Below are 245 nucleotides of genomic sequence, written 5' to 3'. Positions count from 1 at the left end.
CTTCAACCCGGAGCGTCGTTTACAGTCGGTGCGCTATGCCGCTTCGGCAAAATTCGATAGCGAAAATAAAGTGTGGCGTCTGTCGCAGGTGGATGAATCCGACCTGACCGATCCAAAGCAGGTGACCGGGTCGCAGATGGTGAGCGGCACCTGGAAAACCAACCTGACGCCGGACAAACTGGGCGTGGTTGCCCTGGATCCGGATGCGCTGTCGATCAGCGGGCTGCACAACTATGTGAAATACC

General features: G+C 57.1%; 1 protein-coding gene. It reads left to right on the top strand.

Annotated elements, in window-relative coordinates; all coding sequences use genetic code 11:
• Window positions 1-245, top strand: a 245-nt coding sequence (locus IM317_RS23765) for an LptF/LptG family permease (protein WP_227010988.1), incomplete at both ends; no start/stop codon positions are given.

Origin of the sequence: Enterobacter cloacae complex sp. S3, from assembly GCF_014930495.1 — a bacterium.
Classification (GTDB): domain Bacteria; phylum Pseudomonadota; class Gammaproteobacteria; order Enterobacterales; family Enterobacteriaceae; genus Enterobacter; species Enterobacter asburiae_B.
Note: the sequence above shows the minus strand (reverse complement) of the source record. Positions and strands in the feature narration are given on the sequence as shown.